General features: G+C 68.8%; 24 protein-coding genes. 1 reads left to right on the forward strand and 23 read right to left on the reverse strand.

Going from position 1 to position 23,664, the window contains the following annotated elements; all coding sequences use genetic code 11:
- Nucleotides 1-87: 87 nt before the first annotated feature.
- From EII35_RS06580 to EII35_RS06665, 18 genes are all read right to left on the reverse strand, one after another.
- Nucleotides 88-1,146 (reverse strand): hypothetical protein, encoded by a 1,059-nt coding sequence (locus tag EII35_RS06580; RefSeq protein WP_125227668.1) that lies wholly within the window; start codon nt 1,144-1,146, stop codon nt 88-90.
- Nucleotides 1,143-1,706, reverse strand: coding sequence for an RNA polymerase sigma factor (locus EII35_RS15870; RefSeq protein WP_260465043.1), 564 nt, complete (start codon nt 1,704-1,706; stop codon nt 1,143-1,145). Before EII35_RS15870 ends, EII35_RS06580 begins: the two co-directional genes overlap by 4 nt.
- A gap of 5 nt (nt 1,707-1,711) precedes the next feature.
- A complete protein-coding gene (locus EII35_RS06590) occupies nt 1,712-3,991 on the reverse strand; it encodes a RelA/SpoT family protein (protein ID WP_125227670.1) in 2,280 nt (759 codons plus the stop codon).
- Nucleotides 3,992-4,035: 44 nt separating this feature from the next.
- Complete coding sequence (locus EII35_RS06595; protein WP_125227671.1) at nt 4,036-5,103, reverse strand: potassium channel family protein; 1,068 nt, start codon at nt 5,101-5,103, stop codon at nt 4,036-4,038.
- 2 nt (nt 5,104-5,105) lie between these two features.
- Nucleotides 5,106-5,627, reverse strand: a complete 522-nt coding sequence (locus EII35_RS06600) for an adenine phosphoribosyltransferase (protein ID WP_125227672.1) — start codon at nt 5,625-5,627, stop codon at nt 5,106-5,108.
- Entirely contained in the window at nt 5,624-6,742 is a 1,119-nt protein-coding gene (secF, locus tag EII35_RS06605; protein WP_125227673.1) for a protein translocase subunit SecF, read from the reverse strand. Before secF ends, EII35_RS06600 begins: the two co-directional genes overlap by 4 nt.
- Complete coding sequence (gene secD / locus EII35_RS06610) at nt 6,742-8,214, reverse strand: protein translocase subunit SecD (protein ID WP_395858231.1); 1,473 nt, start codon at nt 8,212-8,214, stop codon at nt 6,742-6,744. The genes secF and secD overlap by 1 nt, the downstream gene beginning before the upstream one ends.
- Before the next feature lie 84 nt (nt 8,215-8,298).
- Entirely contained in the window at nt 8,299-8,673 is a 375-nt protein-coding gene (gene yajC, locus EII35_RS06615; protein WP_125227675.1) for a preprotein translocase subunit YajC, read from the reverse strand.
- A gap of 52 nt (nt 8,674-8,725) precedes the next feature.
- A complete protein-coding gene (ruvB, locus tag EII35_RS06620; protein WP_125227676.1) occupies nt 8,726-9,745 on the reverse strand; it encodes a Holliday junction branch migration DNA helicase RuvB in 1,020 nt (339 codons plus the stop codon).
- A gap of 10 nt (nt 9,746-9,755) precedes the next feature.
- Entirely contained in the window at nt 9,756-10,367 is a 612-nt protein-coding gene (gene ruvA / locus EII35_RS06625; protein WP_125227677.1) for a Holliday junction branch migration protein RuvA, read from the reverse strand.
- Complete coding sequence (gene ruvC / locus EII35_RS06630; RefSeq protein WP_125227737.1) at nt 10,364-10,876, reverse strand: crossover junction endodeoxyribonuclease RuvC; 513 nt, start codon at nt 10,874-10,876, stop codon at nt 10,364-10,366. Before ruvC ends, ruvA begins: the two co-directional genes overlap by 4 nt.
- Nucleotides 10,877-10,915: 39 nt before the next feature.
- Entirely contained in the window at nt 10,916-11,689 is a 774-nt protein-coding gene (locus EII35_RS06635; protein WP_125227678.1) for a YebC/PmpR family DNA-binding transcriptional regulator, read from the reverse strand.
- A gap of 98 nt (nt 11,690-11,787) precedes the next feature.
- Nucleotides 11,788-12,726: a GNAT family N-acetyltransferase gene (locus EII35_RS06640; RefSeq protein WP_125227679.1), complete on the reverse strand. Its 939-nt coding sequence runs from the start codon at nt 12,724-12,726 to the stop codon at nt 11,788-11,790.
- 8 nt (nt 12,727-12,734) lie between these two features.
- The gene (locus tag EII35_RS06645) at nt 12,735-13,475 is read right to left on the reverse strand and encodes a lysophospholipid acyltransferase family protein (protein ID WP_125227680.1); all 741 of its coding nucleotides are present in this window, start codon (nt 13,473-13,475) and stop codon (nt 12,735-12,737) included.
- On the reverse strand, nt 13,472-14,986 hold the full coding sequence (locus EII35_RS06650) for a lactate racemase domain-containing protein (protein WP_125227681.1): 1,515 nt from the start codon (nt 14,984-14,986) through the stop codon (nt 13,472-13,474). The genes EII35_RS06645 and EII35_RS06650 overlap by 4 nt, the downstream gene beginning before the upstream one ends.
- Nucleotides 14,983-17,334, reverse strand: coding sequence for an HAD-IB family hydrolase (locus EII35_RS06655; RefSeq protein WP_125227682.1), 2,352 nt, complete (start codon nt 17,332-17,334; stop codon nt 14,983-14,985). The genes EII35_RS06650 and EII35_RS06655 overlap by 4 nt, the downstream gene beginning before the upstream one ends.
- Nucleotides 17,331-18,065, reverse strand: a complete 735-nt coding sequence (priA, locus tag EII35_RS06660; RefSeq protein ID WP_185744214.1) for a bifunctional 1-(5-phosphoribosyl)-5-((5-phosphoribosylamino)methylideneamino)imidazole-4-carboxamide isomerase/phosphoribosylanthranilate isomerase PriA — start codon at nt 18,063-18,065, stop codon at nt 17,331-17,333. Before priA ends, EII35_RS06655 begins: the two co-directional genes overlap by 4 nt.
- Before the next feature lie 11 nt (nt 18,066-18,076).
- Nucleotides 18,077-18,667, reverse strand: a complete 591-nt coding sequence (locus tag EII35_RS06665) for a pyroglutamyl-peptidase I (protein ID WP_125227684.1) — start codon at nt 18,665-18,667, stop codon at nt 18,077-18,079.
- Nucleotides 18,668-18,744: 77 nt separating this feature from the next.
- Between EII35_RS06665 and EII35_RS06670 the strand changes: the two genes are divergently transcribed.
- Nucleotides 18,745-19,524 (forward strand): SIR2 family NAD-dependent protein deacylase, encoded by a 780-nt coding sequence (locus EII35_RS06670; protein WP_125227685.1) that lies wholly within the window; start codon nt 18,745-18,747, stop codon nt 19,522-19,524.
- Here the strand turns inward: EII35_RS06670 and hisH are convergent.
- From hisH to EII35_RS06695, 5 genes are read right to left on the reverse strand one after another with little or no spacing between them, the layout of a single operon-like run.
- Complete coding sequence (hisH, locus tag EII35_RS06675) at nt 19,515-20,120, reverse strand: imidazole glycerol phosphate synthase subunit HisH (RefSeq protein WP_185744217.1); 606 nt, start codon at nt 20,118-20,120, stop codon at nt 19,515-19,517. The two genes, EII35_RS06670 and hisH, sit on opposite strands and share 10 nt — an antisense overlap.
- Nucleotides 20,117-20,725 (reverse strand): imidazoleglycerol-phosphate dehydratase HisB, encoded by a 609-nt coding sequence (gene hisB / locus EII35_RS06680; protein ID WP_125227686.1) that lies wholly within the window; start codon nt 20,723-20,725, stop codon nt 20,117-20,119. Before hisB ends, hisH begins: the two co-directional genes overlap by 4 nt.
- A complete protein-coding gene (locus tag EII35_RS06685) occupies nt 20,722-21,801 on the reverse strand; it encodes a histidinol-phosphate transaminase (protein ID WP_125227687.1) in 1,080 nt (359 codons plus the stop codon). The genes hisB and EII35_RS06685 overlap by 4 nt, the downstream gene beginning before the upstream one ends.
- Nucleotides 21,798-23,099, reverse strand: coding sequence for a histidinol dehydrogenase (gene hisD / locus EII35_RS06690; RefSeq protein WP_125227688.1), 1,302 nt, complete (start codon nt 23,097-23,099; stop codon nt 21,798-21,800). The genes EII35_RS06685 and hisD overlap by 4 nt, the downstream gene beginning before the upstream one ends.
- 6 nt (nt 23,100-23,105) lie before the next feature.
- Nucleotides 23,106-23,663 (reverse strand): hypothetical protein, encoded by a 558-nt coding sequence (locus EII35_RS06695; protein ID WP_125227689.1) that lies wholly within the window; start codon nt 23,661-23,663, stop codon nt 23,106-23,108.
- Between the last annotated feature and the right edge of the window lies 1 nt (nt 23,664).

The raw sequence follows: 23,664 nt of genomic DNA on the forward strand, positions 1-23,664 counted from the left end.
GCGCACTGGATCGTGCGTTCAAGGAGGACAACGTCGTCAGGGGGTCACCGGGGTGACCGCAGTAGATGCGCCTATCCGCGCACCCTCTTAGCTCTCCTCGATGACCGGCTGATCCATCTCCACGCGCTCGGCGCCGAGCCGATCCACGAAGTCCTGCGGCAGCTCCGCGACGTGCTCATCGACGGTCACCGTCGTCCCCCAGGAGAACTTGGCGTCCCTGTCCTGGTCCCCGCCGATGAGGATCCCCTCGGCATTGATGAGCACGCTGTGGCCGCCCTCCGGGTCGAGCGCCGAATCCACGAAGTGGGCGCGATACCCGACCGTGCCATCGGAGATGAGGAGTTCGGTCACGGTGACCTTCGGGTTCGTCGGCACTCCCTCCTTGCCCACGCCCGGTCCTTCCGGGTTCTCGGCGATCCGCTGGAGCACCCGGATCGCCGCGGCACGCACCTCGGGCCGGGTCTGGGCCGAGAGCAGGTTGGTCGCCTCCTTGAACACACGCTCATCCGCGGAGTTGTTGCCGCCCCGCCCGCGCAGCACCGCGTCGAGTTCGACCGGATCGGTGGGCAACTCCCGGTCCTCGTTGGGGGCGAGCTTCAGCCACGTGACCACTCCCGGTTCGACGTCCGAGACCCGTCGTGTCCACGTCCAGCCCTCGGCGTCCATGTAGATCTCGTGGGTGGTCTCGGGGATGACCTCGTTGTTCGGGCCGCGGGATCCGATCACCTCGACGAGGTGGCGGAATCCCTGCCCGGCGGGTTCCACGGCCTTCGTCGAGGCGACAGCCACCTCCTCCAGGACGCTCGGCGCGACCTGGGCGCCTTCCCGCCAGGTCAGCGCCGCCTGCACCCCGGGACTCTCGGCCGGTGGAACGGATGCGGCGGGTGTGGGCGACGCCGTCGCGGGCATGCTGATCCGGGGCTGAGCCGCCGGCGCCGGGCCCGGGCGGTTCAGGTGGACGAGGACGGGAGCGGTCAGGGCCACCGCCGTCACCGCGGCCGCCACCACGCCCAGGGCGACGACGGGTCCTCGACGTCGGGTGGGACCGGTGGCCCGCGTCTCGGTGATCTCCGCGTACAGCGCGGCACGGCGTTGCGGGGTGAACTCGGATTCGAAGTCGGGACGGTGTTTCGACAGATCGGTCATGCTGGGCTCCTCACAGGGATGGGGCGGATGGTGTGGGTGGGGTCGACCAACTCCTCGAAGCGTTGCCGAGCCCGCCCCAGTCGTTTCGTGAACGCGGACTTGCTCATCCCGAGCACCTTGGCCGCCGCCTCATGGCTGAGGCCGTCCCAGCCCACGAGGAGCAACGCCTCACGGTCGGTGTCGGACAGCCGCTCGAGGGCAGCCAGCACCGTCTGCCGTTCGACGACGGCGCTCTCCGGCCCCGGGAGCGAAACGCTCCGCTCGAGGATGTGGATCTGCTCGGTCAGTCGGGCGCGTCGCGATCGGGAGCGTTGATGATCGATCAACGTCCGTCTCGCCGTGGTGATGAGCCACCCCAGGGGCTCCGGCCCCATCGAGTCGAGATGCCGCCACGCCTTGACGAACACCTCCGCCGTGACGGTCTCGGCCAGATCGGGGTCACTGTGCCTTCTCAGGAAGGCGTACACCCGTGGGGATGTCGTCTCGTACAACCCCCTGAATCGGGATTCCGCATCATCGTTCACACCCCGAACACGATCCGCGACCCCACGAGGTGACACGGGATTCAGGAATTCACCCTGAAGGCGTCGTAGACCCCGGGGATGCGCCGCACCTGGGTGAGGACGTGTTGCAGGTGGGTGGGGTCCGGGGCCTCGAAGGTCAACCGTCCCACGAACTTGCGGTTGCGCCCCGTCGTCATCGACACCTCGAGGAGATCCACGTGGGCCTCCGAGATCGCCGCGGAGACATCCATGAGCAGACGGGCCCGGTCGATTCCCTCCACCTGGATGGTGACCTCGAACTGGCCCGCCTCGTCGCCGTCCCATTCCACCGGGACCAGGCGCTCGGGGGTCTCCCGCAGGGCGGGCATGTTGCTGCAGTCCTCGCGGTGCACCGAGACCCCGTCGCCGCGGGTGATGAACCCCGCGATCTCGTCGCCGGGAATCGGGTGGCAGCACTTCGCCAGCTTGACGGTGATCGTCGGGTCACCGTCGACGAGCACCCGCGCCTCACTCGCCGGTCGGGGACGACGGCGGGGACGCACCACCTCGTCCTCGGTGATGGTGTCGACCGCCTCGTCCTCCCCACCGTGCAACTGGATGAGATGGGTGACGACGGACTGGGCGGAGACGTGTCCCTCGCCGATGGCCATGTACAGCGAGGGGACGTCCTGGTGCCTCAGCACGTTCGCCACCGCTGTGAGGTTCTCGAGGGTCAGGAGACGCTGCAGCGGCAGCCCGGTGCGGCGCAGCTGCTTCGCCAGGGACTCCTTGCCGGTCTCAATGGCCTCGTCGCGGCGTTCACGGGAGAAATACTGCTTGATCTTCTGCTTGGCCCTCGTCGAGGCGACGAAGCTCAGCCAGTCCCGGCTGGGACCGGCGTTCTCCGACTTGGAGGTGAGGATCTCGACCTTGTCCCCCTGGACCAGCTTCGCCGACAGCGCGACGAGGCGGCCGTTCACCCGGGCCCCGATGCAGCGGTAGCCGACCTCGGTGTGCACGGAGAATGCGAAGTCGACGGGGGTCGCGCCGACGGGGAGCGCCACGACCTCCCCCTTGGGGGTGAAGACGTAGATCTCGTCCGAATTGATCTCGAACAGCACCGAGTCGAGGAACTCGGTGGGGTCCTCGGTCTCCTTGCTCATCACGCCGAGCTGGTGCATGGCCCGCAGCCCCGCCTGCTCCGGGGTGACGCCGTTGCGGAGGTTCTCCTTGTACTTCCAGTGGGCGGCGACACCGTACTCCGCCCGTCGGTGCATCTCGTGGGTGCGGATCTGGAACTCGACCGGCTCGCCCCTGATCCCGAGCACCGTCGTGTGCAACGACTGGTACATGTTGAACTTCGGGTTCGCGATGTAGTCCTTGAACCGGCCCGGGATCGGCTTCCACTTGGAGTGGGCGACCCCCAGCACCGCGTAGCAGTCGCGCACCTCCTCGACGAGGACCCTCAGCCCGATGAGGTCGTAGATGTCGGCGAAGTCCCGTCCCCGCACCATCATCTTCTGGTAGATCGAGTAGAGGTGCTTGGGGCGGCCGTACACCGTCGCCTTGATGCGGTTCTCCGCCAGCAGCTGCTGGAAGTCGGTGATGAGCTCCCGGAGGTAGCGTTCCCGGCCCGGCGCCTGCTGCGCCACGAGTTCGGAGATCTCCTGAAACACCTTCGGTTCAATCGCCTGGAAACTGAGGTCCTCCAGTTCCCACTTGATGGTGTTCATGCCCAGCCGGTGCGCCAGGGGGGCGAAGATGTTGAGGGTCTCGGTGGCGATCCTCACCTGCTTGTCCGGGCGGAGGAAGGAGATTGTCCGCATGTTGTGGAGCCGGTCGGCGAGCTTGATGACCAGCACCCGGACCTCCTCGGAGGTGGCCATGATCATCTTGCGGATCGTCTCGGCCTTGGCCGTCTCGCCGTAGGTGACCTTGTCGAGCTTGGTCACGCCGTCGACCATGCGTGCCACCTCGTCGGAGAAGTCCGAACGGAGCTGATCGAGGGTGTAGTCGGTGTCCTCGACGGTGTCGTGCAGCAGCGCGGCCGCGATGACCGGCTCGGTCATTCCGAGCTCCGCCAGGATGGTGGCGACGGCGAGCGGGTGGGTGATGTAGGGATCCCCCGACTTGCGCTTCTGGCCGTGATGGTGGTGTTCGGCGATGCGGTAGGCGCGTTCGATGACGTTGAGGTCGGCCTTGGGGTGGCTGGCCTGGATGATCTTGAACAACGGGTCGAGCACGGCGGAGCGGGGCCGCACCGCCCCGAGCCGGGCCAGTCGCTGCCGCATGCGCAGCCGCGGCTGTTCCGGCCCGCCCGCGAAGCGTTGCAACGCTCCTGGTCCACTCACCTGCTCAGCCATGACAGGATTCTAGTGTCACCGCACACCCGCAGGCGATCCGCGCATCAGGACAGCCGATCGAGGTCCGTCTCCGCGCGTTCTGCGCGCCGGACGACAATGAGTTGATCCCCCGTCTCGATCCGGGATGCGGTGGAGTCGTAGAAGCGACGCAGGGTGCCACCACGGATGATGCCGATCACCCTTTCGTTGTGCAGGGAGGACGGCGTCTGGCCGACCTCGTGGGCGGCGGCCTGGCGTTGGCTGACCTCGAGTCCCGTGCCGGCGGTCAGCAGGTCCTGGATGATGGAGCCGAGTTCGGGACCCACGGCCGACAACCCCATGAGCCGCCCCACCGTGTCGGAGGAGGTCACCACGGAGGTCGCGCCGGACTGACGCAGGAGTGGGACGTTCTCCTGTTCCCGCACGGAGACGACGATTGCCGCGCTCGGGTTGAGCTGCCGCACCGTCAGGGTGGAGAGGATGGCGGAGTCGTCGCGGGAGAGACAGATGATGATCTTGCGGGCCTTGCTGATCTCCGCCCGACGCAGCAGCTCACGTTGGGTGGCGTCCCCGAGGAAGGCCGCCAGGCCATCGAGGTTCGCCTCGTTGACGGCGACGTCGTTGTTGTCGATGACGACAATCCTCGCGTCCTTCTCCCCGTGACGCCGCAACGTGTTGACGGCACTGCGTCCCTTGGTGCCGTACCCGATGACCACGACATGGTTTCTCATGGCTCGCCTCCACTGGAGATCACGGATGATTCGGTTGCCCTGATTGGCCAGCACGGCGATCGTGGTCCCGACGAGGACGACGAGGAAGCCGATGCGCATGGGGGTGATGAGGATGGCGTTGAGGAGCCTGGCGTGCGGCGCCAGCGGCGTGATGTCGCCGTAGCCGGTGGTCGTCATCGTGACGGTCGAGTAGTACAGGGCGTCGATGAAGCTGACCCCGTCGTTGCGGACGTTGTCCACGTAGGCGTCCCTGTCCAGCCAGACCGTGATGGTGCTGACCGACAGCAGGACGCAGGCCAGGATGAACCTCTTCGCCAGTTCCCTGAGGGGATGCAGGTCACGCCTCGGCAGGCTCACCATCGACGTGGCGTAGCCTCGCTGGACCAGCTTCCTTGCGGGCATGGCTAGTCCGTCACCACCGCCGAGCAACTGTCGATGCCAGCCTCGAGCAGCCGGGCGCGTCCGCCCAGGGAGGTGAGCTCCAGCAGGACGCTCACGTGGACGAGTTCGGCCCCCAGCCGGGTGAGCAGCGCGGACGTGGCCGCGATCGTGCCCCCCGTGGCCAGGACGTCATCCACGACGAGCACCCGCGCCCCCGCCACCATGGCATCGACGTGCATGGTGAGCGTCTCCGTCCCGTACTCGAGGGCGAAGCTCTCGCTCAGCACCGCCCGCGGCAACTTCCCCGGCTTGCGTACGGGCACGAATCCGGCGCCGAGCCGCAACGCGACGGGGGCCGCGAAGATGAAGCCACGCGCCTCCATCCCGACCACGAAGTCGATGCCGCCCGGCGCGGATTCGGCGATGGCGTCGACCGCCTGCCGGAAGCCCTCCGGGGAGGCGAGCAGCGGGGTGATGTCCTTGAACGTGACCCCGGGTTTGGGCCAGTCCGGGACATCGGTGATGAGGGACCTCACCAGATTCATCGGTTCAGCCTCTTGCGCTGTTCCCGGCTGAGGTGGGTCCGGCGCTGGCGACGCTGCGCCGCCCCGACCATTTCGGCCTCCTCCTGGGGCTCTGCATCGGCCTCCGACGCCTCGGCCGCCCGACGTTCGGCACGGGCCTCCTGACGTTCCTTCCGGCGCTCCAGCGTCTTGCGGTGGGCGATCTGCTCGGGTTCGCGTTCCTTCATCTGGACCAGCAGCGGGGTGGCGATGAAGATCGACGAGTAGGCGCCGGCGATCATGCCGATGAAGAGGGCCAGGCCGAGGTCGGCGAGGGGGCCGCTGTGGAGCATGGATCCGCCGATGAGCAGGGCGGTGACCGGGAGGATGCCGATGAGGGTGGTGTTCAGTGAGCGGATGAGCACCTGGTTGACGGCGAGGTTCGCCGCCTGCCCGTAGGTCTGGCGGCTCTCCTTGATGCCTCGGGTGTTCTCACTCACCCGGTCGAAGACCACGACGGTGTCGTAGAGGGAGTAGCCGAGGATCGTCAGCACACCGATGATGGTGGCGGGGGTGACCGTGAACCCGACCAGCGCGTAGACGCCGATCGTCACGACGAGGTCGTGCGCCAGGGCGATGACGGCGGCCAGGGACATCTTCCAGTTCCTGAACCACACGCCGATGAGGATCATCACGAGCAGGATGAACACAACGAGGGCGATGAGCGCCTGTTGGGACACCTGCTTGCCCCACGAGGCGCCGATCGCGGTGTAGGCGACGTCCTTGGGCTCCTTGCCGGCCATCTCCGCGATCGCGGCGCGTACGATGCTGGTCTCCTCAGGGTTGAGCGCCCTGGTCTGGATCCGAACGGCGGAGTCCCCCAGGGAGAAGACCTGGGCGCCGAGGTTCTTCACCTCGAAGGAGTCGACCTTGCCCCGCACCTCGTCGACGGTGCTGGCGGTCACCTCCATCGGCACCTGGAAGTCCGTGCCGCCCCGGAACTCGATGCCGAGGGCGAGGCCACGCACGAGCAGGCCGACGACACAGATGCCGAGGATGACCGCGGAGAGGATGTACCACGTGCGGCGCTTGCCGACGAAGTCGTAGGAGACCTGCCCCGAGTAGAAACGATGTGCCAGACCGTGCTTGCTGGTCATCAGGCCTCCTTGACGATCTGGGTGGAGCGGCGGCGACGTCCGAGCAGCGAGTCACGGGTGACCCCCATGTGGGAGGCGTCGAGACCCGACAGCTTGTGTCCCTGCCCGAAGAACTTGGTCCTGCCGAGCACCTGGACGAGCGGCTTGGTGAAGAAGAAGCACACCGCCAGGTCGATCAGCGTGGTGAGACCGAGGGCGAAGGCGAAGCCCTTCACACCACCCACCGCGAGGATGAACAGCACCAGCGCGGACAGGATGGACACCATGTCCGCCACGACGATGGTCGACCTGGCCTTCGTCCACCCCGTGGTGAGGGCGGACTTCAGGCTCCTGCCGTCCCGGATCTCGTCGCGAATCCGCTCGAAGTAGATGACGAACGAGTCGGCCGTCACGCCGATGGCCACGATGGCGCCGGCGATGGCGGGCAGGTTGAGCGTGAATCCCATGGCCTCGCCGAGGATGACCATGGAGGCGTAGGTGGCCAGGGCGGCGACGGCGAGCGAGCCGATGACCACGAGGCCCAGGCCACGGTAGTACAGCAGGCAGTACCCGATCACGAGCCCGAGCCCGATGAGGCCGGCGATGAGACCGACCCGCAGCTGCTCGCCGCCGAGGGTGGCGGAGACGGTCTCCACCTGGGAGGGCTCGAAGTTCAGCGGCAGCGAACCGAAACGCAGGATGTTGGCGAGCTGGGCGGCCGACTCGGGCGTGAAGTTGCCGGAGATCTCCGCGTTGCCGTCGTTGATGGCGCTGCGCACAGCGGCATTGGACTCGACGACCCCGTCGAGGACGACGGCGAACTGGTTGGTGGGGTCGGGCTTGTTCACCAGCGCCGTGGTCATGGCGCGCAGCTGCTCCGTGCCCTCCGCGTCGAAGGAGAGCACGACGACGTTCTGCACCTGGCCGGCGTGGACCGTCGACGCGGCGTTCGTGACCCGCTCCCCGATGATCGCGACGGGGCCGAGCAGGAACTTCATGGTCTTGGTCGAGTCGCAGGCGTAGGTGGCCTTGTCGAGGGGCTCGACCACCTCGTCGCCACACTGGTAGCTGTGGAACGCGCTCTGCTCCTCGGCGCTCGCCTGGTAGGCGACCACCTGATCGACGGGCAGCTGGGTGCCGACGGCTCCCGGCTCCGGGGTCGGGGTGGGGAGTCGGTCGACACCGTTCTCCTCGACCGGGGCGACCGGCTGGTAGCTCAGCACCGGCCGGAAGGACAGCTGGGCCGTGCTCCCGATGAGGTCGACCAGGTCGTCGCGCTGGACGTTGGGGGCCGAGACGACGATGTGCCGATCACCCGAGGTGGTGACGGCGGCCTCGCTCACCCCGAGGCTGTCGACGCGGTTCTGGATGATCTGTCGCGCGAGTTCGAGATTGTCCGCCTCCACCGTGGAGTTGGTTGCGGTGAGGGTGATGGTCATGCCGCCCTGGAGGTCGAGACCGAGTTTCGGGGTCCAGATCCGCCCGATGGCCATGATGCCGAACAGCGCGGCGACACAGACCAGGAAGATCGTCAGGACGAGCCCCGGACGGGGCTTGCGGGATGTGGTTGCCATGGATCAGTTCTTCTCGTCGGCCTCATCCGGGATGACGGGGGCGACGTCGGCGTCCTCGGTGAGGTCCTTGACCTCCTCCACCCCGAGGTCATCCGCCTCGTCGTCGAACTCGAACTCCTCCTCGTCCGCGGTGGCGGCGCGCATGATGGCGGCCTTGAGGATGGTGACCTCGGTGCCGGGGGCCAGTTCCACGATGGCCTGCCGGTCCCCGACATGGGTGATGGTGCCATAGATGCCGCTCTGCATCAGCACACGCGCTCCCGGGCCGAGGGCGTTGACCGCTTCCTGCTGTTCCCGCATTCTCCGCTGCTGCGGACGAATGAGCAGGAAGTACATGATGGCGAAGATTCCCACCATCATGAGCATCATTTCAATCATGGAACAAGTCCTTCAAGAGTTGTGGGCGTGACAGACCGATGGTCAGGATAGCTCAATCGAACAGAGAAGCCCCATCGACGGGCGGCTGCAAACCCATGTGCCGCCATCCCGCCCCCGTCGCCACCCTGCCCCGTGGGGTCCGCATCATGAGTCCCTCCCTGATGAGGAAGGGTTCGGCCACCTCGGAGACGGTCTCCGTCTCCTCCCCCACACTGAGCGCCAGGGTGGACAGGCCCACGGGTCCCCCGCCGAAGAGGGTGCAGAGATTGCCCAGCACGGCACGGTCCAGTCGGTCGAGCCCGCGGGCGTCGACCTCGTAGAGGTCCAGGGCGGCCCGGGCGTGATCGACACCGACGCTCGCCTCCCCGGCGACCTGGGCGTAGTCCCGAACCCGCCGGAGCAGGCGATTCGCGATCCGGGGGGTGCCGCGGGAACGCCCAGCGATCTCCCGTGCCGCATCCGGCACCAATGCCACCCCCAATTTCTGGGCCGATCCCGCGACGATTCCCGCCAGATCCGCCGAATCGTAGAACTCGAGTTGTGCGGTGAATCCGAAACGATCGCGGAGCGGGCCCGGCAACAATCCGGCTCTCGTGGTCGCACCGACGAGGGTGAAGGGTGGCAGGTCGATGGGAATTGCCGTCGCGCCGGGTCCCTTGCCGACGACGACATCGACGCGGAAGTCCTCCATGGCGAGATAGAGCATCTCCTCCGCCGGGCGCGCGAGCCGGTGGATCTCGTCGAGGAACAACACATCCCCTTCATCCAGCCCGGAAAGGATGGCGGCGAGATCCCCCGCGTGCTGGATGGCCGGCCCGGAGGAGATCCGGAGGTTCACCCCCAGCTCGGCGGCGATGATCATGGCCAGGGTGGTCTTGCCGAGTCCCGGCGGCCCCGAGAGCAGCACGTGATCGGGGCTCGTCCCACGGTGACGGGCCGCGTCCAGCACCAGCCCCAGCTGGTTGCGCACCCGGGGCTGCCCCTCGAACTCCGCCAGCCGCTTGGGACGCAGTGCCGCCTCGAAGTCCTTCTCCTCGCCGCGACGGTTCGGATCGACCGCTGACTCGTCCATCGTCGCCTCCTCAGCGCTTCGCCAGTGAGCTCAGGGCCGCGCGCATGAGCTCCCCCACGGGGGCCCCGGCGGCCGCCCGATCCGCCACCGCGTCGCAGGCCTGGGCCGCATCCTTCGCCGACCATCCGAGCCCCTGGAGCCCCTCGGTGAGCTGATCCCGCCATTCCTCGCCGGCCCCGGGTGCCGGGCGGGGTGTGTCGACGCCGGAGTCGTCGAGGGCCAGCAGGGCCGGCTTGTCCCGCAACTCGAGGATGATCTTCTGGGCCATCTTCGGCCCCACCCCCGGCGCCTTGGAGATGGCGCGGGCATCGTCGGCGAGCACCGCCCGCTTGAGCTCCGCGGGGGCCAGGACCGAGCAGATGCCCAGCGCCACCTTGGGACCCACCCCGCTGGGTGCCTGCACGAGTTCAAAGGTGTCCCGTTCCACGTCGGTGGCGAACCCGAACAGGGTCAGGGAGTCCTCGCGCACCACCATGGAGGTGTGGACGGTGGCCTGCTCCCCGGGGCGGAGCGCCGCCGCCGTCGAAGGGGTGCACTGGGCGTGGAAGCCCACTCCCCCCACATCGATGACGAACCATGTGGTCCCGGCGCGGACGACGGTTCCCGAGAGCTGAGCGATCATGACCTTCCCTTGGCTGCCGCGACGAGAGCGGCGTAACGATTGGTGTGTCCACCCCGCCAGGCATGGCAGACGGCGAGGGCCAGGGCGTCGGCGGCGTCGGCGGGCCTGGGCGGCGCGTCGAGTCTGAGGATGGCGGTGACCATCGCCGTCACCTGGGCCTTGTCGGCCCGACCCGATCCACTCACCGCGGCCTTGACCTCACTCGGCGTGTGATGGGTGACGGGGATGCCCCTTCGGGCGGCGACGAGGGCGGCCACCCCGGCCGCCTGCGCCGTGTCGATGACGGATGCCCGGTTGTGCTGCGCGAAGACCCGCTCGATGGCCACCACATCGGGCAGACACCGGTCGAACCACTCCTCGAGTCCTACCTCGAGGGCAAGGAGCCGACGTGCGACGTCGAGTTCGGTGGGGGTGCGCACCACCCCCACCGCGACGAAGGACGGCGGGCGCCCGACCGATCCGTGCACCACCCCGATACCGCATCGGGTGAGGCCGGGGTCGATCCCCAGAATTCGCTTGCTCTCGAACATCAGTTCGATGGTAGCGGATCAGTCCTCGTTCTCGAGGGCCGCCGCGACCTCATCCGTGAGATCAAGGTTGGTGTAGACGTTCTGCACGTCGTCGGAGTCCTCGAGGGCATCGATGATCCGGAAGGCCTTGGTGGCCACGTCGACGCTGTCGACCTGCTGGTCGAAGGAGGCGACGAACTGCACCTCGGCCGAGTCGTACTCGAAACCGGCGGCCTCCACGGCCTTGCGCACCTCGACGGTGTCGTTCGGGTCGCAGATCGCCTCCCAGTTCTCGCCCTCGTCGCTGACCTCCTCGAGCCCCGCCTCAAGGGCGGCCTCCAGCAGATCGTCCTCGGTGAGCTCCCGCTCCCCCTGCTGCTTGGGCACCACGACGACTCCCTTGCGGGAGAACAGCCGCTGCACCGAACCGACATCCGCCATGGTGCCGCCGTTGCGGGTCACGGACACCCGGACGTCCGAGGCGGATCGGTTCCGGTTGTCGGTGAGGCACTCGATGAGGATGGCGATCCCGGAGGGCCCGTAGGCCTCGTACATGATCGTCTCGTAGTCGGCACCACCGGATTCGGCCCCGGAGCCCCGCTTCACCGCCCTGTCGATGTTGTCATTGGGCACCGACGACTTCTTCGCCTTCTGGATGGCGTCGTAGAGGGTCGGGTTGCCGGCGGGGTCCCCGCCACCCAGTCGCGCCGCGACCTCGACATTCTTGATGAGTTTCGCGAACAGCTTGCCGCGCTTGGCATCGATGACTGCCTTCTTGTGCTTCGTCGTCGCCCATTTGGAGTGGCCGCTCATTCGTCCCCGTCCTTGCGTGGTGGTCTCAACTGCAAGGCGCAGCATAGCTCAGTGACCGGGTCCGGGCAGTCATCGCCGTCCCCGAGCGGCCATGTCGGTCAGTCGATCACGAGTTCCAGGGAGGCGACGCTGTCGCACTCGACGTAGCCCAGCACCCGGGTCAGCCACTCGGAGATGCCGCGGCTGGGGACGTCGACGCTGATGCCACACGACTGGATGCCGTCAGCGGCCATGGCCCGCATCGACCGGGCCAGCATCGCCTCGGCGATCCCATGACCCCGCTCCTCGGGGGCCACCCCCAACCGGTCGCACCAGCCCTGGTCCTCAACACCCTCGGTGTGACTGACGAGGCCGTTCAGGCAGTACCCGATGAGGCGTTTGTCCCGGAGCGCGACGACCGACCAGTCGGCGCGGAAACTGGGGGCCGACAACGATTCGGCCCACCGCTGCGCGCAGAAGGGCGCCTCGAAGCACACCCGATGAAGAGCCAGGACCTCCTGGCTGAACCGTTCGGAGAACTCGACGAGTTCCACCCCCTGGGGAACCTGCACCGAGGGGAGGGGGTGGAGCGGCCGGGTCATGTCGGCGAGGCAGCGGATCAGCCGGAAGCCCCGCTGGACCAGCAGCTGCTCCTGGGCCGGATTGCCCTCCACGAAGCACTGGAGCCGCAGCGGCTCGCCCGGCCGCGTCACGTCACGCCACTCCACGGCACGGTCGATCTGCCACTGCAACAGGTTGGCCCCGATCCCGAGGTGCCGGTGCGTGGGATGGATGGTCCCGAGGAGATGGACGAGGGGATCGGTCGCATCCGGGTCCACGTGGTTCCAGGCGAACGCGAGCAGGCTGCCGTAGTCGTCCCAGCCTCCCACCGCGATCCCGCGTTCGCTGCCCTCGGGCAGCGATTCCAGCAGGTCGAGCACCGGGGTCACCAGCGGCTCGTCGATGATGGCCACCTGCGCCTGCAACTCGGTCACGGCCACCCAGTCGTCCCCCTCGACGGGACGCCAGTTCAGGTGCGGTTCAACGAATGGATCCACGTCGCTGCCTAGGGGCTCCGCCAGATGCCGGGCCCGTGCCCGGGACGAGGGGCCGTCTGCTGCCAGCGTCGACGCCACCGCGGCATCAGCGGCTCCTCCGCCGTGAGCGGGCGCCGCTGCTGCAGCGACCACCACGAAACGTCGTTGCGATGGAACAGCGCCCCGACGGCGGCCTGGAGTTCCGCCGTGGCCTCGTCGATCGACTGACCGCGCACATAGATGGGGGCGCCGAATCGCACGGACACCTTGGGACGGCGTTTGAGGGCCAGCCGCAGGACCTCCTTGAGGTGGTACGTGCCGACGAGGGCGACCGGCACGACGGGCACGTTGTGGAGGTTCGCCAGCTCCGCCGGCACCGTGGAGAACTCACCGACGGCCCCGTCGATGTCGGACGGCTCGGAGAACACCACTGCGCTCCGCTGTCGACCGAGCGCTTGGTTCGGACGCCTCATCGTGGCCCGGAGCCGGGGCGGCAGGGCCGCCTTGAGGACCCGCCAGTCGAGCACCCCCTGCTCGTTGCAGGCGAGGATGACGGGGGCGTCGAGTCCGTTCAGCGCGTCCAGGCCCGCCACCTGGTACTCCAACCGCCAGGCCAGCTGGTTGAGCATGCTGGGGGTCTCGCTGAGGTCGCCGCGTCCCAGCCGATGACGACGTCGAGGGGCCCGCGGGGGCGCCCCCTCGGGCCTGCCGTTGCGCAGCCCGAACCCGGTCCGGGCGAATCGGACCAGATCGGCGAACCAGGTGATCACCGGCACTCCCCTGCCGCCAGACCGGGACCGTGGAGGTAGGTGATCCGCTCCACGTCGGCGCGTTCCCGCGCCAGTTCGAGGGCGTCGTCGAGGGTCGTCGCGGCGCGATGCCCCAGCACCGCTGCGGAACTGCGGGAGCCACCGACCCAGATCACCTCGGCCAGCCGCGACGTCACCTCCTGGATCCGGTACCACGAGTGGAACACGGCCAACGGATGGTGGGCATGGTGCTCCCGATAGAGCTTGAGGTGCCAGTCATCCTCGAGGGCCTGCGGCTCGAAACGTTGCCGGATCTCGTGGGGGTCCCGCGTCACCGGCAACACCTTCTCGAAGAAATCGGAGGTCGGGGACTGCAGGCGGTTGGAGAACGCACGGGTGAGGGGATGGAGGGCCAGCGCCACCCCGCCCTCACGCACGAGGGGCTGGTCGCCGTGGCTGCCCACCCGCTCGACGAGGGCGTGGTGCGCGGCGTTGATGGGCGAGCCGATGGGGTCGCCGGGGTCGAAACTGCTGCCCCACACGGAGGTGATGACCACATCCGCGGTGGGGACGGAGACGGCGTTCGCCGCGTGCCACACCTCCGAGGCCTGGGGCACCACGGCGGCCGCGTCCCCGGCCACGATGTCGAGCAGTTCGTAGTCCGCCCGGGGCGCCGCGTAGAGCCGGTGCGAGCCATGCATCGGCATGAGACCGATGAACTGTCGCGTCGCCGCGAAGGACAACTGTTCCGGCAACCGCCACTCCCACTCCCGCTCGTTGAGGAAGCCGAGGGGACCGCGCATGAGGGGCTGGCCGAGCACGGCGGAGATGGCGAAGACGTTGACGGCCCTGCCGATGGCGGCCGAGACGGTGTCGACGGCGTCGCGGGAACCGTCGATCCCGGCGACCCGGTTGATCGTGGCCACATCGGTGGCTCCCGTGGCCAGGACGCAGCCTGCGCCTCGGCCGTGACACAGGTCGACCACGACGACGAGGTCGGATTCGGCGATCCGCGGATCCACCCGGACCGGTTGGCCATCGACACTGGTGACCTCGACCAGATCCGGGGAGGCCACGTCGTGGCTGTGCACGAACCCATCGGGCAGGAAGGACGCCGCGACACGATCCCCCAGGGCCGCCACGACGTCCTGCGTGGCCCAGCGGGGGGTCAGACCGGCCGCGATGACGATGGCCACATCGTCCACCCCGGCCCTGGCGGCATGTTCCAGCACCCGTTCCACGATGCTGCGCCGGATGTCGAAACGCATCCGGGGCTGCACGGGATGGACGCTCCCCACGACGATGGTGAGTTTCATCCCGGGCCGCAGCACGGCCGGTAGCGGGTCACTCGCGATGGGGGCCGCGAGGGCCCCGTCGATGAGGAGCACCGGATCGCTCGAGGGGGAGGCATCCGGCGGGTACACCACCTGGGTCCCGGCCGGGAAGCGCTGCAGCTGCACCCGGCTGCCGGCGAGCGTCAGCAGGTCGGGGGTTCGTTCGTCGACCGTGAGGACGAATCCTGGACGTGTCATGAGGGCAACTTCCAACGAGGCTGAACGGAGTGGGACGGCCAGTCGATGATCGACCAGCCGGAGGTCCGTGCCGCCCGCATGAGACCGACGTCGGGGCTGACGGCGACCGGGTTGCCGACGGTCCGCAGCATCGGCAGGTCGACGTGGCTGTCCGCGTAGGCGAACGAGGCCCCCAGATCGATGCCGTGCAGTCCGGCGTAGTGGGTGAGCCAGGCGGCCCTTGAGTCACCCACCATCGGGGGCCCGGTGAGGAAGCCGGTGCACACCCCGTCCGCGTCCGTCGCGAGGTCGGCCGCGATGATGTGGTCGAAGAGTCCCTCGAAGGGACGCGTCAACGGCCGGATGACCCCGGTGATGAGGATGGTGGTGTGTCCCGCCTCCTTGTGCTCGCGGATCCGGCGGACCGCCTCCGGGGACGTGCGGTCGAGCACGAAGGGGGTGACCTTCTCGTCGACGAATCGTTCGAGCTCGGCCAGGTTCGCCCCCTCGTAGCGTCGGTACACCTGCCGGAGGAACACCCCGCGGTCCTTGCGTTCGGCGCCGAGATAGTTCGGCAGCTGCCCGATGACCTTCGCCAACTCGCCCATCCGCGCGGACAGGCTCATCTCCGGCAGCCGCAGCCACAGGTAGGTCTCGATGACGTTGGTCCTCATCACCGTGCCGTCGAGGTCGAAGGCGGCGAGCACCGTGCCCGGCTCGGAGGGCTTCAACTCCTTGTAGGTGGCTGCCCGGACCCGGCGCCGTTTGCGGGCCGCCTCCAAGCGCCGAACGGGATCCGTCACGGCCGGCGCGTGGACCTCCTCGATGTAGTGGGTCCAGTCGAGATCGGCCGAGTCGAAGCCGAAGGACTTCTTGTCGTCGTCGTGGAGGGAGGTGTGCAGGGCGAGGGTGCAGTCGTCGACGAAGTGCAGTTCCGACTGCAGGTACTCCCCGTACAGCCCCAGGTACTTGTTGAGGAAGTCCAGCTGCTTCGCCGTCCGGTCAAGGGCCCTGGCGGCACCGAGGGTCCGTCGGCCACGTGGGGCGAAACTGAGCAGTCGGTTGCCGATGTTCACCCCGAGGCCGGCGAACCAGAGCTTGCGTTCCACCGGTTCGGGGCCGGGGAAGTTCCACGTGGCGAGCTTCGAGGAGTCCTGGCCCTCACGGTAGGGGTGCCGCGAGAAGTAGGCGCGGATGTGCTCGTAGATGCCGCGGAAGGTCAGGGGGTTCCGGGCGCCCGAGGAGCAGTGGTAGTACTCCGGCTGACCGATCTCCGGCTGGGTGGCGCACACCGCCACGATGGCGTTGACGACGTAGTCGCACGGGATGATGTCGATGACGGCGTCCGGTGATGCGGGGAACTCCGGGAGCTGTCCCTTGCCGTAGGCGAGGATGATGGGGTCGGCCATCTTGAAGCCCTCGATCCAGCCGGGGTGCGGATGGCGCAGGGAGGATTCCACGATGGCGGGCCGCACGATGGACACCCGCATGTCGCGGCACAGGTCGGCGACGACGGCCTCCCCCATGGCCTTCGCGAACGTGTACACATCGGTCCAGCCGAGGGAACGGGCCCGTTCGGTCCCCGCCGCGATGAGTTCCTGCTTCACCCATTCGACACGGCGTCGTTCGGTGTCCTCGCTCGTGGTGAGGTATCCGGCGCGGCGGTGCAGCTTCTCCGCCTCCTTGCGGAGCAGGGTCAACTGCTCCGAGGTACGGGAGCGGGCCTCCACCATGGCGGCCATCGCCAGTGCCGCGTCGGTTTCCCGCGCGTAGTCGACGGAATGCGGATGCGCGGCCTCCGGGATCGGACCGCGGCGTCGCCCGGCCGTGTAGGCGGTGGAGATGTGGACATAGTGCGGCACCCGCTCGAGGTTGCCCTCCCGATCGGAGCAGGACTCCCTGAATCGGGCCAGCAACGCCTCGGTGCCGAGCACGTTGGTCTTGAAGGCCTGGTCGATCGGGGGATCGAAGGAGACGTCCCCCGCACAGTGCACGAGCACGTCGATGTCGCGCGGGAGCACCGGCACGTCGGGGAGGTCACCCTCGATGACCTGCACCCGCGCGGCCATCAGCTCCTCGACGGAACCGGCCGCCTCGACGACCTCCTTGAACACGGGCTTCCTCAGCAGGGAGCGGACCCGATCCTCGGCGCTGAGCGACCCCTTGCGTCTCACGAGGACGGCCGTGCGGGTGTCCGGGCACTCGGTGAGGACCTTCCAGAGGAGCTGCTCCCCGATGAATCCCGTGACCCCTGTCAGGGCGATCTTCTCGCCCGCGAGCAGGTCCCGGATCCGGCCGGTCAGCAGCGGCGGCGTGTGGAGTCTCGTGGTCTCGGAGGCACCGAAACTGGTGCGCGGCGCCGGGGTCATCGTGGTCTCCTCTCGGGCTGGGGGCCGGCCACGTCGATGGCCTCGGCGAGGGTGAAACGCCCCAGGTACAGGGCGGTCCCGATGATCGCGCCCTCAACGAGTCCCCGCAACCCGGCCAGGTCGGCGAGGGACGATATCCCCCCGGAGGCCACGATCGCGGCCTCGGTGCGTTCGCTGACCTCAGCCAGCAGTTCACGATTCGGCCCCGTCAGCATGCCGTCCGAGTTCACATCCGTCACCACGAACCGCGGGCATCCCGCCGCCGAGAGGCGGTCGAGGGTCTCCGCCCAGGGCCCGCCCTCCGTCGTCCATCCGCGGGCGGCCAGTCTCTCCCCCCGAACATCGAGGCCGATGGCGATCCGCTCCCCGTGCTCGACGATCACCCGCTCACACCACTGGGGATCCTCCAGGGCCGCGGTGCCGATGTTGACCCGCCGGCATCCCGTCGCCAACGCCCGACGCAGTGACTCATCGTCACGGATGCCACCCGACAACTCGACGTCGATGTCGAGTCGGTCGATGATCCGGGCCAGCAACTCCGCGTTCGAGCCGCGCCCGAAGGCGGCGTCGAGGTCCACGAGATGGACCCAGGCCGCGCCCTGCTCCTGCCATCGGAGCGCCGCCGCCATCGGATCCCCGAACTCCTTCTGGGTTCCCGCCACGCCCTGGACGAGCTGGACGGCCTGCCCGTCCTGCACATCCACCGCGGGCAACAACTGCAATGTGTCCACGAGCGGCAACCCTACCGCCTCACGGCGTCACCCGTGAGAACGTTCAGGGCCGCACGGAGCCCCCGCTCCTGGGAGTCGAGGTCGAGGGTCGCGACCGGGGGCACGTGCACGAAGCCGCACCGGGGCCGATCCCCCTCCGGACGACGCCCGGCCTCCGTGAGCAGGGTGTACAGCAGGGCGTTGCAGACGTAGGCCCCGGCACTCAGGGACAGCTCCGCCGGCACGTCCACGGCTCGGGTGGCCGCCATCATCTCCTTGACGGGCAAACCCACCCACAGAGCATCGGGACCGCCCTCGACCACGGGAACATCGACCGGCTGTTGCTCCGCGTTGTCCGCGATGGGGGCGTCGATGAGGTTGAGCGCCACGCGTTCGTAGATGATGCCCGTGGCCCTGGCGGACAGCCCGAGCGAGACGACGTGGGTGGGACGCCACTGCTCCATCAGCTCGTTGACCCGTTGCCGAAGGTTCCGGAACTCAACGGGCAACACCACCCCCGGGTGGGTGTCGGCGAGTCGCTCGACGAGCTGTTCGGAAGGATTGGTGTCGTCGCCCCCGAACGGTTCGAAGCCGGTGACGAGTACCCGTGCGGTCGTGGTCATGGTGTCGTGTTCCTCCTGCTGCCGGTTCGGCAGCACAGTCTGGCACGAAGTGTTGCGGCGAGTGCAAGGATGGGGGAATGAACGAGCCTCACTCCTTCGTCCCCGAGGCCCTCGTGGAGCGGGCCGGGGCGGCCCGGCGCGTCCTGGTCCTGACCGGCGCGGGCATGTCCGCCGAGTCGGGGGTGCCCACCTTCCGCGACGAGTCGGCGGGCCTGTGGGCACGCTGGTCGCCCGAGGCGATGGCCACCGAGCAGGGGTGGCGGGCCGACCCCGAGCTGGTGTGGGCCTGGTACCTGTGGCGGATCGGCATCGTCGCCGGGACCCGCCCCAACGCGGGACACCGTGCCCTGGGCCGGTGGCAGCACAGCGGGTCCCTCGAGCGGCTGGACATCGTCACCCAGAACATCGACGACCTGCACGAACGTGGCGGCGCCGAGGTGCTGGCCCACCTGCACGGGCGACTCGACCGGTTCCACTGCCTCGACTGCGGATCCCCCGGTCAGCCGGACCTCTCCCCCGCCGGGTCCGAGCCCGTCCTCAGGCATCCCCCCTCGCCGTGTCCCCGGTGTGGCGGGGATCTCCGGCCCAGCATCGTGTTCTTCGGTGAGGCCCTCGACCCCGTCGACATCGACAACGCCGTGGCGGCGGCGCAGAGCGCGGACCTGACCCTCGTGGTCGGTACCTCCTCCATCGTGTACCCGGCCGCGGCGCTCCCGGGGGTGGCACGACGCAGCGGTTCCTTCGTCGTGGAGATCAATCCCCACCCGACCGATCTGGACTGCGACCTGCACTGGGCCACCACGGCGGCCGTCGGGCTTCCGGCCCTCGTGGCGGCCTTGGGCCCCGATCAGGCCTGAGCCACCCAGTTCCGCAGCAGGAGCGCCCCGGCCTGCCCGGACTTCTCGGGATGGAACTGGGTGGAGGAGACGTTGCCCCGCTCCACGGCCGCGACGAAGCCCCCGTCGTGATCGGCGGTGCTGACGAGGGCGTCCCGCGGCGGCGTGAGGCAGGCGTAGCTGTGGACGAAGTAGAACCGCTGTCCGTCGAGCCCCGCGAACAGGCGGCTGTCGTGGGGCGCCGTCACCGTGTTCCATCCCATGTGCGGCAGCCTGCGGGCGGGAAGGCGCTCCACCTCGCCGTCCCACACCCCGATGCCCTCCACCCGGATACCGTGCTCCGTGCCTGCGTCGAAGAGCACCTGATGCCCCACGCAGATTCCCAGCAGGGGCCGCCCTGAGCCGACCCAGTCGCGGACGAGCGCCTCCCCGTCGGCGGAACGCAACCCGGCCATGCAGGCCGCGAAGGCCCCCACCCCGGGGACGACGAGCCCGGCGCACGCCTCGAGCTCCGCACGCGAGGAGGACTGAACCACCTCGGCCCCCGCCGCCTTCAGGGCGCGACGCACTGAGTGCAGGTTGCCCGACCCGTGGTCGAGCAACCCGATCCTGGTCAGAGCGCACCCTTCGTCGAGGGGATGTCCGTGACGCGGGGATCGATGGCGATCGCATCCCTCAGCGCCCGGGCGAGGGCCTTGAACTCCGCCTCCACGATGTGGTGGGGGTCGCGTCCGGCCAGCAGCCGCAGATGGATGCACAGCCCGGCGTTGAGGGCGAGCGATTCGACGACGTGGTAGGTCATGGAACCGGCATAGGGCACGCCGCTGCCGCCGATGCGGGCCAGGACCTGGCTGTCCGGCTCACCGGAGCACACCGCGTAGGGTCGTCCCGCCACATCCACGACGCAGTGCGCGAGGGCCTCGTCGAGGGGCACCGTGGCGTCGGCGTAGCGGCGGATGCCGACCTTGTCGCCGAGGGCCTGCCGCAGGGCCTGACCCAGCACGATGGCGGTGTCCTCGACGACGTGGTGCCCGTCGATGTGGACATCCCCCTCGGCGGCGATCTCCATGTCGATGAGGGAGTGCTTGGACAGCGCGGTGAGCATGTGGTCGTAGAACCCCACACCCGTGGAGATCGTGGAACGACCCTGCCCGTCGAGGTTGACGGTGACCGTGATGCGGGACTCGCTGGTCGTCCGGGTGCAGGTCGCGGTGCGGCTCATGACTGTGGTCCTTCCGGGTGGAGGCTGACGAGGGCGTCACGGAGCGCGGCCATCTCCTCGGCCGTCCCCGCCGAGGCGCGGAGGAACCCGTCGGGACCGGTCTCCCGGATGAGGACCCCCTGGTCGAGGAGCCCCTGCCAGACGGCGTGTCGATCCCGGAACCGTCCGAAGAGCACGAAGTTCGCATCGGAGGGGACCACCTCATAGCCGCGTTGGCCGAGCCAGACCTGGAACTCCCGCGCCTGCCGTCCCAGTTCGGCCACCCCCGCGAGCAGCTCGTCCCGGTGCGCCAGGGCGACCCGGGCCAGGACCTGCGTCTGGAGGCTGAGGTGGTAGGGCAACCGCACGATCCGGCACGCGTCCACGATCTCCGTGCCCGCCGCCAGGTATCCGACCCGCCCCCCGGCCATCGCGAAGGCCTTGCTCATGGTCCTGGCCACCACGAGGTTGACGTGGTGGTCGAGGAGGGAGACGCTGCTCGGTTGGGTCGAGAACTCCTGGTACGCCTCGTCCACGACGACGACCGCCTCCGTCTGGCGGCACACCTCGTCGATCACCGCCGGGGGTACGGAGGTCCCCGTCGGGTTGTTGGGCGTGGTGATGATGACCACGCTGGGCCGGTGCCGCTCGATCCCCTCCAGCACGAGCGGGGCATCCACTGTGTGGTCGGGATGTCGGGCCTCGGTGACGTAACGGGTGCACGTGTTGCGGGCGTACTCCGGGTACATCGAGTACGTCGGCGTGAACGTGAGGACGTTGCGACCGGGACCTCCGAAGGCGGTCAGGAGCTGGGTCATGACCTCATTGGACCCGTTTGCCACCCAGATGTTCTCCGACCGGAGTCCGTGCCCGAGATACCCGGCCAGGTCCTCCCTCAACCCGAGCGCCTCCCGATCGGGGTACCTGTTGAGCCGGCCAGTTGCCTCGTGAATGGCCTCGGCGAAGGCCCGTCTGAGGGCCTCGGAGGGACTGTGGGGGTTCTCGTTGACGTTGAGCACCACCCTGGCGTCCAGTTGCGGGGCCCCGTACGGCTCCTGACCGACCAGGTCCTCCCGCAACGGCAGGCCGGCCCTCACGGCCGCCTCCGGACGCTGATGGCGTTCGCGTGGCCAGGCAGGTCCTCGGCCAGGGCGAAACGCTCGACCCCATCGGCGATCTCCAGCAGGGCCGCCTCGGAGTAGTGGATGACATGGACGGTACGCATGAACGAGCGCACACTCAGCCCGGAGCTGTGGCAGGCGCAGCCCGCGGTCGGCAGCACGTGCGTGGAGCCCGCCGAGTAGTCGCCGAGGCTCACCGGGGAATGGGGACCGACGAAGATCGCCCCCGCATTGCGGATCCGTGCCGCGACCTCGGCGGCGGCCCGGGTGTGGATCTCCAGGTGCTCGGCCGCGTAGGCGTCGGCAACGGCGATCCCCTGCTCGAGATCCCGCACCAGGAGCACCGCCGACTGCTCCCCGGTCAGGGCCGTCCGGATGCGCTCCGCGTGCCTCGCCGTCGCCACCTGGGCCTCGACCTCCCGCTGCACGGCGGCCGCCAGGTCCCTCGAGTCGGTGATGAGCACGGAGGCGGCCATCGGGTCGTGCTCCGCCTGGGAGATGAGGTCGGCGGCGATGAAGCGCGGGTCCGCCTGGTCGTCGGCGAGGATCGCGATCTCCGTCGGGCCGGCCTCGGAGTCGATGCCGACGATCCCCCTGAGAAGGCGCTTGGCCGCGACGACGTGGATGTTGCCGGGGCCCGTGACCATGGCGACGGGAGCGCACAGCCCCTCCACCCCGAGCGCGAACATCGCGATGGCCTGGGCCCCGCCGATGGCGTGGACCTCGGTCACCCCCAGCATGTGGCACAGGGCGAGGATGTTGGGATGGGGCCAGCCGCCGTGATCGGCCTGGGGCGGGGAGGCCACCGCGATCTCCGTCACACCCGCGACCTGGGCGGGGACGACGTTCATGATGACGCTGGAAGCCAGCGGCGCCAGACCACCGGGAACGTAGAGCCCGACACGGTCCACGGGGATGTTTCGCAGCCCGACCTCGGCGCCCTTCGCCAGGACGGCCGGCCTGGGGTCAGGGTCCAGTTCCAGGGTGGTGGCCACCTCACGCCGCCGCCGGATCGCCTCCTCGAAGGCCGATCGCAGCTGAGGATCGAGTTCGGCCTCGGCACGCTGCAGCACCTCGGCCGGGACCCGGAACGAGGGGGGTACCACGCGGTCGAACCGACGCGAGTACTCCTCAAGCGCCTCGACGCCTCGGGTCCGCACGTCGTCGACGATGCCTCGCACCGCCTCCATGGCGCGGCTGACATCCATGGGCGACCTCGGGATGAGCCGCCGGTGGTCGCCTCGCTCGGCGGTCAGGTCAACGGTTCGCAACACGACCACTCAGTCTACCGTCGCGATACGCCGGGCTTCCGGGGCCGATCGGCTTGTGGACGGGTTCTCCGGCCAGAAGGCCGCGAAGAACATCACCGGGGTGATGGCGCCGAAGGGCCCCACCAGCAAGGCAGCCAGGGAGTGCAGGGCCAGGTCGATCGGGACCCGGTCCCCGGCCACGGCTGTGGCGAGCCGTTGATCGAAGTCGTCCGGGGAGAACAACATGCCGAGCTGCCAGATCACCAGGGCAGCCGCGAAACCGCCGAGGATGGCCTGGACACACACCAGCCAGCCGGTGTCCCTGAACTTCACCCAGGCGACCACCCCGGTCAAGAGCCCGCACAGAGCGGCGAGCCCCACGTAGAGGGCGTCGGAGGAGAACACGTCGGCCTGCCCCCGCTCGCTGAGGTAGGCGCCGAGTTCCTCGGTGACCACATAACTCGGCCGATGCGCGAACACGGCCCAGGCTCCGGCCGCCAGGGCGGAGATCCCGAGCACGAAGACCGTGAACCAGAGGGCCGACCACGTCCATGCGGGTCGGGCCCGGGTCGGTAGGGACTCACTCATC

Origin of the sequence: Arachnia propionica (assembly GCF_003932785.1) — a bacterium.
GTDB lineage: Bacteria > Actinomycetota > Actinomycetes > Propionibacteriales > Propionibacteriaceae > Arachnia > Arachnia propionica_B.

Coding starts and splice junctions, on each gene's coding strand:
- EII35_RS06655 (WP_125227682.1), bottom strand. CDS start 17,334: ATGACCCCGGCGCCGCGCACCAGTTTCGGTGCCTCCGAGACCACGAGA.
- EII35_RS06580 (WP_125227668.1), bottom strand. CDS start 1,146: ATGACCGATCTGTCGAAACACCGTCCCGACTTCGAATCCGAGTTCACC.
- EII35_RS06650 (WP_125227681.1), bottom strand. CDS start 14,986: ATGACACGTCCAGGATTCGTCCTCACGGTCGACGAACGAACCCCCGAC.
- secD (WP_395858231.1), bottom strand. CDS start 8,214: ATGGCCATCGGGCGGATCTGGACCCCGAAACTCGGTCTCGACCTCCAG.
- EII35_RS06695 (WP_125227689.1), bottom strand. CDS start 23,663: ATGAGTGAGTCCCTACCGACCCGGGCCCGACCCGCATGGACGTGGTCG.
- hisB (WP_125227686.1), bottom strand. CDS start 20,725: ATGAGCCGCACCGCGACCTGCACCCGGACGACCAGCGAGTCCCGCATC.
- EII35_RS06635 (WP_125227678.1), bottom strand. CDS start 11,689: ATGAGCGGCCACTCCAAATGGGCGACGACGAAGCACAAGAAGGCAGTC.
- EII35_RS06590 (WP_125227670.1), bottom strand. CDS start 3,991: ATGGCTGAGCAGGTGAGTGGACCAGGAGCGTTGCAACGCTTCGCGGGC.
- ruvA (WP_125227677.1), bottom strand. CDS start 10,367: ATGATCGCTCAGCTCTCGGGAACCGTCGTCCGCGCCGGGACCACATGG.
- EII35_RS06600 (WP_125227672.1), bottom strand. CDS start 5,627: ATGAATCTGGTGAGGTCCCTCATCACCGATGTCCCGGACTGGCCCAAA.
- EII35_RS06665 (WP_125227684.1), bottom strand. CDS start 18,667: ATGACCACGACCGCACGGGTACTCGTCACCGGCTTCGAACCGTTCGGG.
- secF (WP_125227673.1), bottom strand. CDS start 6,742: ATGACCAGCAAGCACGGTCTGGCACATCGTTTCTACTCGGGGCAGGTC.
- EII35_RS06670 (WP_125227685.1), top strand. CDS start 18,745: ATGAACGAGCCTCACTCCTTCGTCCCCGAGGCCCTCGTGGAGCGGGCC.
- EII35_RS06595 (WP_125227671.1), bottom strand. CDS start 5,103: ATGCCCGCAAGGAAGCTGGTCCAGCGAGGCTACGCCACGTCGATGGTG.
- ruvB (WP_125227676.1), bottom strand. CDS start 9,745: ATGGACGAGTCAGCGGTCGATCCGAACCGTCGCGGCGAGGAGAAGGAC.
- yajC (WP_125227675.1), bottom strand. CDS start 8,673: ATGATTGAAATGATGCTCATGATGGTGGGAATCTTCGCCATCATGTAC.